At 68.6% G+C, this 12,326-nt stretch carries 13 protein-coding genes; 8 read left to right on the top strand and 5 right to left on the bottom strand.

The window, feature by feature from the left end; translation table 11 throughout:
- Positions 1–26 precede the first annotated feature (26 nt).
- The gene (locus JX613_RS07350) at positions 27–917 is read left to right on the top strand and encodes a YihY/virulence factor BrkB family protein (RefSeq protein ID WP_207100808.1); all 891 of its coding nucleotides are present in this window, start codon (positions 27–29) and stop codon (positions 915–917) included.
- A 34-nt stretch (positions 918–951) separates the two neighbouring features.
- On the opposite strand, the gene JX613_RS07345 is transcribed toward JX613_RS07350, so the two are convergent.
- On the bottom strand, positions 952–1,758 hold the full coding sequence (locus JX613_RS07345; protein WP_207100807.1) for a response regulator: 807 nt from the start codon (positions 1,756–1,758) through the stop codon (positions 952–954).
- A gap of 97 nt (positions 1,759–1,855) precedes the next feature.
- Between JX613_RS07345 and JX613_RS07340 the strand changes: the two genes are divergently transcribed.
- From JX613_RS07340 to JX613_RS07310, 7 genes are read left to right on the top strand one after another with little or no spacing between them, the layout of a single operon-like run.
- Positions 1,856–2,002 carry a NepR family anti-sigma factor gene (locus JX613_RS07340; RefSeq protein WP_207100806.1) on the top strand — a complete coding sequence of 49 codons (147 nt, stop codon included), beginning with the start codon at positions 1,856–1,858 and terminating at the stop codon, positions 2,000–2,002.
- 42 nt (positions 2,003–2,044) lie between these two features.
- Positions 2,045–2,611, top strand: coding sequence for an RNA polymerase sigma factor (locus JX613_RS07335; protein ID WP_207100843.1), 567 nt, complete (start codon positions 2,045–2,047; stop codon positions 2,609–2,611).
- A gap of 9 nt (positions 2,612–2,620) precedes the next feature.
- Positions 2,621–4,405: a histidine kinase dimerization/phosphoacceptor domain -containing protein gene (locus tag JX613_RS07330; protein ID WP_207100805.1), complete on the top strand. Its 1,785-nt coding sequence runs from the start codon at positions 2,621–2,623 to the stop codon at positions 4,403–4,405.
- Between the two features lie 60 nt (positions 4,406–4,465).
- On the top strand, positions 4,466–5,146 hold the full coding sequence (locus JX613_RS07325; RefSeq protein ID WP_207100804.1) for a paraquat-inducible protein A: 681 nt from the start codon (positions 4,466–4,468) through the stop codon (positions 5,144–5,146).
- Complete coding sequence (locus JX613_RS07320) at positions 5,143–5,802, top strand: paraquat-inducible protein A (RefSeq protein ID WP_207100803.1); 660 nt, start codon at positions 5,143–5,145, stop codon at positions 5,800–5,802. The genes JX613_RS07325 and JX613_RS07320 overlap by 4 nt, the downstream gene beginning before the upstream one ends.
- Positions 5,803–5,809: 7 nt before the next feature.
- A complete protein-coding gene (locus tag JX613_RS07315) occupies positions 5,810–7,852 on the top strand; it encodes a PqiB family protein (RefSeq protein ID WP_207100802.1) in 2,043 nt (680 codons plus the stop codon).
- Position 7,853: 1 nt separating this feature from the next.
- Positions 7,854–8,489: a PqiC family protein gene (locus JX613_RS07310; RefSeq protein WP_207100801.1), complete on the top strand. Its 636-nt coding sequence runs from the start codon at positions 7,854–7,856 to the stop codon at positions 8,487–8,489.
- 62 nt (positions 8,490–8,551) lie between these two features.
- On the opposite strand, the gene JX613_RS07305 is transcribed toward JX613_RS07310, so the two are convergent.
- From JX613_RS07305 to JX613_RS07290, 4 genes are all read right to left on the bottom strand, one after another.
- On the bottom strand, positions 8,552–9,019 hold the full coding sequence (locus JX613_RS07305; RefSeq protein WP_207100800.1) for a hypothetical protein: 468 nt from the start codon (positions 9,017–9,019) through the stop codon (positions 8,552–8,554).
- A gap of 139 nt (positions 9,020–9,158) precedes the next feature.
- Entirely contained in the window at positions 9,159–10,907 is a 1,749-nt protein-coding gene (locus JX613_RS07300) for a S8/S53 family peptidase (protein ID WP_207100799.1), read from the bottom strand.
- Positions 10,904–11,161, bottom strand: a complete 258-nt coding sequence (locus JX613_RS07295) for a hypothetical protein (RefSeq protein WP_207100798.1) — start codon at positions 11,159–11,161, stop codon at positions 10,904–10,906. Before JX613_RS07295 ends, JX613_RS07300 begins: the two co-directional genes overlap by 4 nt.
- Entirely contained in the window at positions 11,140–12,228 is a 1,089-nt protein-coding gene (locus JX613_RS07290; protein WP_207100797.1) for a phosphatase PAP2 family protein, read from the bottom strand. Before JX613_RS07290 ends, JX613_RS07295 begins: the two co-directional genes overlap by 22 nt.
- Positions 12,229–12,326: the final 98 nt, after the last annotated feature.

The raw sequence follows: 12,326 nt of genomic DNA, 5'->3' as shown, positions 1-12,326 counted from the left end.
AGTCCGGCCACAAGGGCGAATGTGCGATGCTGACCCTCCTGCGCGAGATCTGGGCCTTTGTGGCGGCGGTTCTGGAACGCATGGACAAGATTCACATGGGCCTGATCGCGGCAGGCGTGGCCTTCTACGCCATGTTCGCGGTCTTTCCGGCCCTGGCCGCCATTGTCGCGCTGTGGAGCCTGTGGTTCGACCCCACTGTCATCAATACCTATCTGGACGTGGCGCATGAATTCCTGCCCGAGGGGGCGGCGGACCTGATCGACGCGCAGGTGCTGTCGCTGACCTCGGCGGGGCGGACCTCGGTCGGCTGGACCTCTTTCGTGTCCTTCATGGTGGCGACCATCGCCGCCCGCGCGGGGGTCGAGGCGGTGGTGGGGGGCCTGAACGCCGCCTATGGCGTGCGGTCCCATTCGACGGTCTTCAGCTTCGTGCTGGCCTATGCGCTGACGCTGGCCATCGTGGGCATCTCGCTGGCGGGGCTGGCGACCATCGTCCTTGTGCCGATCCTGCTGAATTTCCAGGTCTTCGAACAGGTGCGCGGCTGGCTGGTCGCGGGGCTGCCCTGGGGGGCGATGTTCCTGATCGTGATCCTGGGGATCGGCATCCTGTACCGTTATGGCCCCAACGTGAAGACGCCGCGCACGCCGGTCTTTACCTGGGGTGCCTTTTTCGCCGCCGTGCTGTGGGCCGTGGCCTCGGTCGCCTTTTCCGCCTATCTCAGCAGCTTCAACAGCTACAACCGGATCTACGGGTCCATCGGCACGGTGGTGGCGCTGCTGATGTGGTTCTACCTGGCGGGCTTTTCGGTCTTGCTGGGCGCGCTGATCAATGTCGAGATCGCCCGCCGCCGCCGCGTCCGCGCCGCGCGCGAGGCCCGCGCATCGCTGGTCGAAGGCATCAGAAAGGCGGCGGAATGACCCGCCGCCCTGTCCTGTCGCGCGGGCGCGGGCCTTACGCCGCGTCCAGCCCCTCGGTCGAGGAAAAGAACATCGCCTGGCTGACGGCCGAGCGCACCTGTTCCTCGTTGTAGGGTTTCGAGATCAGGAAGGCCGGCTCCGGCCGCTCGCCGGTCAGCAGGCGTTCGGGGAAGGCGGTGATGAAGATCACCGGGATGTCGCCCAGGTCGCGCAGAAGCTCGTTCACCGCGTCGATGCCCGAGGATCCGTCGGCCAGCTGGATGTCGGCCAGGATCAGGTCGGGGCGGCTTTGCGCGGCCAGTTCGATGGCGGCGGAATGGGTGCGGGCCACGCCCGTGACCTCGTGGCCCATGGCCTGGACGATGCCTTTCAGGTCCATGGCGATGATCATCTCGTCCTCGATCACCATGACCTTGCCGCGCATGGACGCGCTCATCTCGGCCAGGGCGATGCCCACCAGTTCCTCGGCCTCGGCGGCGTCGATCTGCATCACGCGGCCGATCTGGTCGAAGCGCAGCTCCTCGATGGTGCGCAGCAGCAGGGCTTCGCGGGAATTGGCGGTCAGGCCGCGCAGGTGGTCCTGGGCGCGCATCTCTCGGGCGGTGCGGTCGGTTTCATCGACCGGCTGGCCGGAACTTTGCCAGATCGCGTGGAAGGTGCGGAACAGCCCGATCCGGGTGTCGTCCTCCCCTTGCAGGATCGAGCGGTCCGACAGGATGGCTTCCAGGGTAGCGGCGGCATAATTGTCACCGGCGCGCTGGCTGCCGGTCAGCGCGCGCGCATAGCGCCGCAGATAGGGCAGCTCGCGCCCGATGGATTGGGCCAGATCGGCTGACGACATATCTCTCATCCTTCGCATTTCGCATATTGCGCGGAACCTATCCCAACCCCTACAGGTTGGTGGACGTGCGCACAAGATTTCCGGGACTAACAAAGTAATGACATCGAAGCGAGATGATCGTCGCAAGGCGGCAGTCGAGAAGCAGATAGACGAGAATCTGCGCCGCGTCTACGAACAGGACGTGACCGAGCAGATCCCCGACCGTTTCCTGGCGCTTCTCGAACAACTGCGCGAGCAGAAGTGACTTCCTTGCAAACGCGACGACGCGACGGTGGACGGTGAGACTATGAAGAAATCCGCGACGACGGATCCGCGCGACCAGCTGGTGGACCATCTGCCGGCCCTGCGCGCCTTTGCCTTGTCGCTGACGCGCGAAGGGGCGGCCGCCGACGACCTGGTGCAGGACACCATCGTCAAGGCCTGGACCAACATGGACAAGTTCCAGGCGGGCACCAACCTGCGCGCCTGGCTGTTCACGATCCTGCGCAACACCTTCTATTCGGCCCGCCGCAAGACCAAGCGCGAGGTCAGCGACAGCGACGGCATCCACGCCGCCCGCCAGGCGACGCGCCCCGAACATGACGGGCGCCTGGCGATGAAGGATTTCCGCGTGGCCTTCGCCCAGCTTCCCGACGAACAGCGCGAGGCGCTGATCCTGGTGGGCGCATCGGGCTTTTCCTACGAGGAAGCGGCCGACATGACGGGCGTGGCCATCGGCACCGTCAAGTCGCGGGCCAATCGCGGGCGCCGCAAGCTGGCCGAGTTGCTGCATCTGGAAAGCGGTGAGGAACTGGACATGACCGATCAGGCGACCCTGGCCGTGATGGCGTCCAGCCACACCATCGCCCGCTAGGGACCGCCGGTGTTCCGGCGGATCAGCGACCGTCTGGATTTTTCCCGCAAGCTGGGCTTCCGGCTGGGCGCCTTGCTGTCCGTGGCCATCCTGCCCCTGGGCCTGATCTCGCTGATCCAGAACTTCAACCTGGTGGCCGAGGCCGAGCGCGGGGTGGAAATCGCGCTTCTGGGCCGCACCGCCTCGACCGCGGCGGGGGAACGGGCGCTGTTGCAAAGCGCGCTCGGATCGGCGGACGCCCTGGGCCCCGCCGTGCTGGAGGCCCTGGAGCGCCCCGAGGTCTGTTCGGACCTGATGCGCAACTTCATCGAACGCAGCGCCACCTATGTCTTCGCGGGCTTCGTGCCCCTGGACGGGATCAGCACCTGCAATTCGGCAAGCGGGGGCGGCCTCCTGGATCTGAGCCGGTCCGAGGGTTACCGGACCTTCATGTCCCAGCCGGGCATCCGCATCACCGCCATCGACCGGGGCACGGTCAGCCGCCGCCCGGTGGTGCTGGTGATGCAGCCCTTGTATCGCGACAGCCAGCTGCTGGGATATATCGGCTTGTCGCTGACCAACGAATTGCTGCGGTCCACCCACAACATCAGCTTCGGCGGCGACGGCGCGCGGATCGTGACCTTCAACCAGCAGGGCGAGATCCTGACCTCGGACACCGACGCCCAGACCAGCGTCGCGGACATCCTGCCCCAGAACGTCGAGCTGGTCAGCCTGCTGTCGCGGAGCGAGACGACCTTCCGCGCCCGCGCCGGCAACGGCCAGATGCGCATGTTCACCGTCGTGCCCGCCATCCCGGGGCTAGTTTACGCGCTTGGCAGTTGGTCGCCCAAGACGGCGGGCGTCGGGCTGTTCCAGTTGTCGCGCTTTGGCGCGGTGACGATCCCCATGGCCCTGTGGCTGGTATCGCTGGCGGTGGCCTATTTCGCGGTGTTCCGCATGGTGTTGCGCCACATCACCGTGCTGCGCGGCCAGATGCGCCGCTTCGCCATCGGCAACCGCAGCGAACCGCCCCCGGTCCTGACCGACGCGCCGACCGAGATCTGCGATGTCAGCCAGACTTTCCACAACATGGCCCGCATCCTGATCCGCGACGAGGAAGCGATGGAGGAAGCCGTCGCCGAAAAGACCGTCCTGCTGAAAGAGGTCCATCACCGGGTCAAGAACAACCTGCAATTGATCGCGTCCATCATCAACATGCAAAGCCGGGTGATCGACGACCCCGACGCCAAGCGCGTGCTGCGGTCCGTCCAGGACCGGGTGGCGGCGCTGGCGACGATCTATCGCAACCTCTACCAGGCCGAACACCTGGACGCGGTCGAGGCCGGGCGGCTGATCTGCGACATCATCAACCAGATGGTCAGCGCCTCGGTCGAGCCGGGCAGCCCCCTGCGGATCGAGAAGAACATCGAGACCCTGATCCTGCTGCCCGACCAGGCGGTGCCCTTGTCGCTTCTGGCGACCGAGGCCTTTACCAATGCGCTGAAATACGCGGGCACCGCGCCGGGCGAGGATGCGCCATGGGTCAGGGTGGACCTGGCGACCGTCGCGCCCGGCCGGGGCCTTCTGGAGGTCGCCAATTCCATCGGCAAGGACTCTCCCCAGTCCGAGGGGACGGGCCTTGGCAGCCAGTTGATCGAGGCCTTCACCACCCAGCTGGAGGGAGAGGCCACGGCAGGGGTGGAAGGCAACAGCTTCGTCTTGCGCCTGCATTTCGCCATCGACGAATCCCGCACCCTGGCCGAGGCGCGCAATGTCGTGCTGACCTCGGCGGCGCGTCCCGGGGCGCGGCATTGAATGACCGCATCGGCCACGATGCCGCTTGCGCGGGCGGGCGCGGTCCTTATCTTGCAAGCCATGGATGCGCAGGGCAGCTTTGATCTGACGACTGGCCGGGGGCTGATGGCCTGCCCGCGCTGCGACGCCCTGCATGTCGAGGAGGAGCTGGAACCCGGCGAAACCGCGCGCTGCATCCGCTGCGGGGGCGTCTTGGCCAAGCCCCGGGGCGGGGCCTTTGGCCAGCTGATCGCGCTGGCCTTCACGTCGATGGTGCTGATGATGGGGGCGGTGTTCTTTCCGTTCCTGGAAATCTCTCGTATGGGCTTTGGCAACGCGACATCGCTGTTCGGCGTGGCCATGGCCTTTGCCGACGGGGTGCTGCTGCCGCTGGTGCTGGCGGTGATGGCGATGATCGTGGGCCTGCCGGTGCTGCGGTCCTTCCTTCTGGTCTATACGCTGGCCCCCCTGGCCCAGGGCCGCGCCCCCTATCGCCACGCAGCAATGGCCTTCCGCTGGTCCGAGGAACTGCGCCCCTGGTCCATGGCCGAGATTTTCGTGATCGGCACCGCGGTCGCCCTGGTCAAGGTGGCGGGGCTTGCCACGGTCCATCTGGGGCCCGCCTTCTGGGCCTTTTGCGCGCTGATCCTGGTCAACCTCGCCTCGCGCGGGTTCATGTGCCAGACGACCATCTGGGACGCCATCGAGGATGCGGGCCTGCCCACCGACGGGCGCGAAACCGCGCGGGGCCCTGCGCGATGACGCCTGACCAGCCCGTCCTGACCGCGCATCGCGCAGGCCTGGTCGGCTGCCGATCCTGCGGCCGCGTCTGGCCCGTGGACCGGGAAACCTGCGACCGCTGCGGCGCGGATCTGGTGCCCCCCGACCGGCGGGGCCTGCAAAAGGTCTGGGCCTGGTGGCTGGCGGGCCTGATCATGTATGTCCCCGCCAACCTGTTCCCGATGATGCGCACCCAGACCTTCGCCGGGCTGCAAGGCAGCACCGAGGCCACCATCCTGGAAGGCGTGGTCGAGCTGATCCATTACGGCAACTACGACATCGCCATCATTGTCTTTGTCGCGTCCGTGATCGTGCCGATCGCCAAGTTCCTGTCGATCGCCTGGCTGGCGCGGGTCGCGGGCAAGCCCGCCACGGTCGATCAGGCCCAAACGCGGCTGAAGATCTATGAGGTGGTGGAATTCATCGGCCGCTGGTCGATGATCGACGTGTTCGTGGTGGCGATCCTGTCGGCGCTGGTGCAACTGGGCTTTGTGGCATCCATCCATCCGGGGCCTGCCGCCGTGTCCTTCGCGCTGTCTGTTGCCTTCACCATGCTTTCCGCGCAAAGCTTTGATCCAAGACTGATCTGGCGCGGGTTGCCGCTGCGCAGCCGGACGGACGACACGGGGCAGGACTAAGCAGACCATGACCGATCAGCCGCCGCCGCCGAGACCGGCAAGTCCCGCGCGAAAGACCGCCGTGCGCGCGGCCCAGGCCGGGATCAACATCATCTGGCTGGTGCCGATCATCGCCCTGGTGGTGACGCTGGGCATCGCCTGGAACGCCTATGCGGGCCGGGGCGAGGTGATCGAGGTTGAATTCACGGATGCCACCGGCGTCACCCCGGGCGAAACCGCCCTGCGCTTCCGCGAGATCACCGTGGGCCAGGTCGAGGGGGTCAGCTTCACCGCCGATCTGTCCCGCGTCGTGGTCAGGATCCGCGTGGACAAGGACGTGGCCCCCTATATCGACAGCGACGCGGCCTTCTGGATCGTCCGCCCCCAGGTCACGGCCCAGGGGGTGACGCGGCTGGACACCGTGCTGACCGGATCCTTCATCGAGGGCTATTGGGACGCCACGGTATCCGCGCCGCAGGACCGCTTCGTGGGCCAGGAACGCCCGCCCCTGGTGCGCAGCGACACGCCCGGCACCTGGGTCACCCTGGCGATGGAGAATGCCGACGGCATCGGCGAAGGCGCGCCGGTGCTGTATCGCGGCGTGCAGGTGGGCCGCATGGAAAACCTGCGCCTGGCCGACACCGAGGACCAGGTCATCGCCGACGCCTTCATCGAGGCGCCCCATGACAAGCGGCTGACCACGGCCACGGTCTTCTGGGACACCTCGGGCTTTTCGCTGTCGCTGGGCGCCTCGGGCGTGTCGCTGAACGTGAACTCGCTGTCATCCGTGCTGCAAGGGGGCGTGGCCTTCGACACGCTGGTCAGCGGCGGCCAGCCGGTCGAGCCGGGCCATGTCTTTGCCCTGCAACCCGACGAGGACACGGCCCGCAACGACATCCTGGCCAGCGACAATGCCGAGCCCTTGCGCATCGCCATGCTGATCGACGATTCCCTGCGCGGGCTGGAAAAGGGCGCCGACGTGCAGTTCCAGGGCCTGCGCGTGGGCCAGGTCACGGACCTGGCGGTCACGGCCGATCAGGAAACGGACAAGATCCGCCAGGTCGTGACCATGGCGATCTCTCCCTTCCGGCTGGGGCTGCCTGCCGAGGCCACGCCCGAGGACGCCCTGGCCTTCCTGCAAGAGGCCGTGGCCGACGGCCTGCGCGCGCGCGTGGCCAGCGCAGGCTTCCTGGGCACCTCGCTGATGGTCGAGCTGGTCGATATCCCCGACGCCGCGCCCGCCCTGATCGACACCGGCGCCCAGCCGAACCCGATCATCCCCTCGGTCCCCGGCGATCTGGAGGATTTCACGGCCAGCGCCCAGGGCTTCCTGTCGCGCATCGGCAACCTGCCGCTGGAGGAGGTGCTGCGGTCGGCCACCGACATGATGAACAGCGTCACCGCCATTGCCAGTTCCGAGGATACGCGCGCCATCCCCGAAAGCCTGCGCCAGACGCTGGACCAGGCCCGGGGGGCCGCCACCGACATCGGCGGCATGGCGCGCGAGTTGCGCGAGGCCGACACCGCCGCCAACCTCGCCCGCCTGGTCGACGAGGCCGCCGCCGCCGCCGAGGCGGTCAAGCTGGCCGCCGCCGACGCCCCCGAGATGGTGGACAGCATCGACGCCGCCGCCGCCGCGGTCGAGGAGTTCAACTTCTCGGAAATCAGCGCCCAGGCCGAAGGCATCCTGGCCGACCTGCGCGCCATGCTGGGCAGCGAGGATGCCGAACAGCTGCCCCGCAACCTGTCCGACACGCTGGAGGCCGCATCGGGCCTGCTGAACGACCTGCGCGACGGCGGCGCGGTAGGCAGCCTGAACGACGCCCTGGACAGCGCCAGCACCGCCGCCGACCAGGTGGCCGCCTCTGTCCAGCGCCTGCCGCAGCTGATCGGGCGGCTGGAAGCCACCGCCGCGCGGGCCGATTCGGTCCTGGCCTCCTATGGCGACCGTTCGGCCTTCAACACCGAGGCCGTCAACATGCTGCGCGAACTGCGCCGCGCGACCGAGGCCTTCGGGTCGCTGGCCCGGCTGATCGAACGCAACCCCCGCGCCTTCATTCTGGGACGATGACATGACCCTGCCCCGCCACCTGCCCCTTGCCCTTGCCTGCCTTGGCCTTCTGGGACTGTCCGCCTGTTCCAGCCCGGAAAAGACCGCGCGCTACCTGATCGACCCGCCTGCGGGCGAACAGGTGCCCAACCGCCTGGGCAGCGCGGAACTGAAGGACGTGTCCCTGCCCGAATACGCATCGGGACAAGAGGTCGCCTTCCAGACGGAAGACGGCGCGGTGCGGTCCAGCCCGAAGAACCTGTGGGCCGACAGCCCGCAGCGCGCCTTTACCCTGGCCCTGGCACGCGCGATATCCGACGCATCCGGTGCCACCGTGATCGGCGAACCCTGGCCCTTGGCCGAGCCGCCGCAGCGCCGGCTTGAGGTGCGGGTGGAAAAGGCCCTGGCCCAGTCGAACGGCACCTATCGCCTGTCGGGCCGCTATTTCGTGTCGGACGAGGGCAGCGGCGGCGCGAACCACGCCCGCAGCTTCGACATCGCCGTGCCGATGGGGGGGACGGGGCCCGGGGCATCGGCCGCGGCGGCGTCCCAGGCCATCGCCATCCTGGCGCGCCAGATCGCCACGCTGTCGGGACCGGGCCGCACCATCGCCACCACCGCGCCCGCCGATCCCTTTGCGCTGGATCCGTTGTTCTGAACGGATTTGGCGGATGGCCTGAAGACCATCCGCCAAACACCCGCAGGCAGAAGCAGCACTGGTTACGCCTGGGAACCCGGCGGGTCGTCCCGGCCCCGGTAATCGCCGGGGCGGGACACGGGATCGTCGCAGAGGCCGGGGCGTCCCATCACGCGGACGATGACCGGCAGGACATAATGGTCGAAACAGCGGCGATCGGGGGCGAAGGCACCGGGACGCCCGATGCCTCCGCAGTCTTCGCAATCCTCGATGTTGCCCCAGCAATTGGGGCAGGCACCCAGGGCGCAGGCCAGCATCTCGACATGGTCGGTCAGAAGCTGGTTTTCCTGCTCGAGCCGGCGGAACGCGGCCCAGTTTGGGCGGTCGGGATCAGCGGGAGGAGCGCCGCCCCCTGACCGCCCGCTTGTTGCCGTCCCTGGATCCTGGTGCATGTCGTGGACCGGTACATTCTGCACACCCCCCGGTCCACCGCCCAGAAGCTGAAGCGCGGCAAGCACGTTGTTGAAATTCGGAATTGTGTCACCCGGCATGTCCGTCTTCCCCTTTGCTGCCTTGTAAGCCGTCATCCCGTGCGACCGATGATCGCTTGCAATGGAATCACCATGGACCCGGGCCGTGAAACGGGCGTGAATCCGGGCGTGCCGCTTTCGTGAAAAAGGCGGGCGGGCGCTAGAATTCCGGGAAGGGCGCGGCCAGCGGCAGGACCGGCGGCTGGTCCTGCGGTCCCGCCCCCTGCGGGGCCTGGTCGCGGATCGCCTGCCGCCCGTCCAGGACCGCCCCGCCCGACAGCCGCCCGGCCAGCCAGCGCGTCAGCTGCGGCGCCGCAAGCGAGGTGCCCGCCGCCCGCGCAAAGCTGCCGCTGTTGCGCCCGCAGACGATCATCGCACCGTTGTTGGCGCTGAGATCCACCGGCGCCAGGCAGTCGCCCGGCTGCCCGTCGTCCAGCAGCGCCCCATAGGCCGCCGTGTGTTCGGTGCGCCGATAGACCGCCCCCGCCCGCAGCGTCCGCGTGCCGGTCGCATAGCTGTTGACCGTGCCCCTGCGGATCACCAGGGGATCGCCGCCGTTCTGTTCGTCCGTCAGGATCGGAAAGCCCGACGCATCATGGCTGCGATAGGCGGGATCGTGGAACCAGCTTTGCCGGGCGCCCCGGCGAAAGCCGCGGATCACCTCGTCGCGCTGCGCCGTCACGTCGCAAGGGGCGTTCCCGTCGCCCGCGATCCCGACCCGCCATTCGCCGGGGGGCGCGAAGGGCTCGCCCAGGCGTTCGGGGCAAGTGGGGGTGGCGATCACCGCGATGCCGTCGCGCCAGCGCCCGTCGGGCAGCAGATGCGGCGTGTAATAGGCGCGCGCCAGGGGCATTCCCTGACCGTCGGACAGGACCGAGAACTGCCAGGGCCGCGTAAAGGCGGTGGTCGCGGGCGGCTGGCCCGGCGGCGTCAGGGTCACCTGCAGCTCGCCCCGGGGGGGATGGTCGTGGGGCGGGCCCCAGATTTCGATGGCGTTGATGGTGGTGTCGTCGGGGGGCAGGCGCCAGCCGATGGACTGGCCCGGCCGCAGCCTGGCGCGCAGCCGGCCCTGGCGGTGATTGCCCATGGGCAGCACGAAGTGAACCGGCCCCAGATCCGCCTCCTCCATGGCCGAGACCGCATCCATGAAGCGTTCCAGAAGCGTCGATCCGTCGCGCGGCCCCGCCGTCAGCCCCAGGCTGAGGTTGATGACCACCGGCAGGCGGACCCTGCCGCGCGGCAGGCCGCGCCGTGCCTCGATGAAGCGGCACAAGCGCCGGGCGCGGTGGATGATGAACAGCATCCCCGCCAGGATCGGCACCGGGGCCAAGACACCCATGGAATCGGCGATGATCCGGGGCGGCAGGCAGACGGCGATCACCGGATGGTTGCGGGCCTGCGGATCGGCGGGATCGAAGCCCGCGGCCAGCGGGGCCACCGCCGCGCCGTGCCCCGCCTCGAACGCGCCCGAGGGCGGGCCGGGGCGCGTCAGGTCCACGGCGCCTGTCAGGCGATAGATCGCATCCTCGCCTCCGGGCCCCGCCCCGGCCAGCAGCGCCGACAGTTCCGCCCCGCGCCATTCCGCGCCCGATGGCAGATCGGCGCCCATTCCCGGCCGGAACCGCGCATCCTGCATCCAGACCGAGGCCATGCGGCTGACGGGGCCCGCCAGGGTGAACCGCCGGTGGACAAAGGGCACCGCGTCGTCGATGACCCCGATGATGCAGCCCTGGCCCGGATCGGGCAGGGCGCTGTCGGACAGATAAGCCAGCGCCGGATCGGTCAGGTCGTTCTCGCCCGCCATGCTGCGGCGGCCGGGGGGGTTGATCGCGTCGTCCGACAGCACGCCTGCCGGATCCTCCACGAAATCCTCGAAGGCGGTGACGATCCTGTTGGCCAGCGCCATCATCGGAAGCTCTGCTCGATCAGGTCGCGCAGCGCCTGTTCAAGCTGCCAGGGCAGCTCGGCGCCCGCGTCGGGGCCATGGTCCGGAGGCGCGGGAACCTGGTTCCGGCTGACGCGCAGGTCGTGGATATAGTGCAGATAGGGCGACAATCCCGGGCGGAACTGCGCATAGGCCGCCTTGGGGGCGGACCAGCCGGAACGCGGCTTGTCGGCGTCGGGCTTTTCGGGATCGGATGTCAGCTCCATCGTGTCTGCCATTCCTGGGCCGCGCGCCCGACCAGCGACTGCCACAAGGGCGCCGGACGCACCGCCGCCGCGTCACCGGGAAACGCGGTCGAGGGATCCGCGCCCCGCGCCATCTGGTCCAGGACGCCATGGTGAAAGTCGCGCGGCTGGTTCGCGCTGCCGAAGGCCGTGCCGTCGAAGCTGGCCGAGCCGACCGTGCCGCCCTGCCCCCGCGCCATCAGATAGCGCCCCAGCTGGATGCCCAGCACCGCGCCCGCCGCGCTGTCGGCGGGGAAATGCACGCCCGCCACCGTCCGGTTGATCGCGATGCGGCAGGCCAGGCGGTAAAGCTGGCTGTCGCTGACCAGGGGATCGCCCGCCCCCGTCAGCTGCGACAGCATGGCCGCCATCGTGAACATCTGCGTGGCATGGCCGCTGGGCAGGGTGGGATGCCCCGGTTCGGGGATCATCGGCTGGATCAGCGGGCTGAACTGCGAGGGCCGGGGGCAGCCAAGCGCGATCTTGACCCGCATCACCACCGGCGTGACAAGGTCCAGCCCGGTTTCCAGCATCTCGATCACGGCGGGGGCGCGGGCCGGGGTGATCGGCAGGATGCTGGCGAAAAACGGGATCAGGTCTTCGCGCTGGGCCAGGATCTCGGCCAGGCGGTCGGCGCGCAGTTCGGCATAGGCCATGACCAGGGGCGCGGCACCGCCCAGATCCGCGGCCTCGGGGCGGGTGATCCGGGCCAGGGGCGCGTGGTCCGCCGCGCCCTCGCCCGCCTTGCGCCGCAGCACCGTGACCGCGCGTGCGGTGGCGCGCTTTTGGGGATAATCCTCGACCTGGAAGGCGATGTCCTCCAGCAGTTCGGACAGCAGGACGGCGCGGCGGAACGCAGGCTCCATCCGCCGCAGCCGCTCGGCCGCGTCCAGCGTGGCGTCCTGTCCCGCCTGGGGGGCGATGGTTTCGGTGCCGACAATGGCGTCGCGGGTCCGCATCAGGGCGGCAGCCATCAGGTCGGACGCCCCCGCCCCGCCAGATGCCTGGGCGTTCTGGGCATTCTGGGCATTTTGCGCATTCTGGGCGTTCAGCAGGGACATTGCTCAACCTCATGAACCAACATGAATCGAAAACCCTGTATCTTTGCCGTAAGGTAAAGCGTAACAACGACCTTGGATTTCTCCTACGCTTTTCTTCG

The organism is Paracoccus shandongensis, from assembly GCF_017315735.1.
Classification (GTDB): domain Bacteria; phylum Pseudomonadota; class Alphaproteobacteria; order Rhodobacterales; family Rhodobacteraceae; genus Paracoccus; species Paracoccus shandongensis.
The sequence above is the reverse complement of the archived record's forward strand: the minus strand, read 5'-3'. Positions and strand labels throughout refer to the sequence as shown.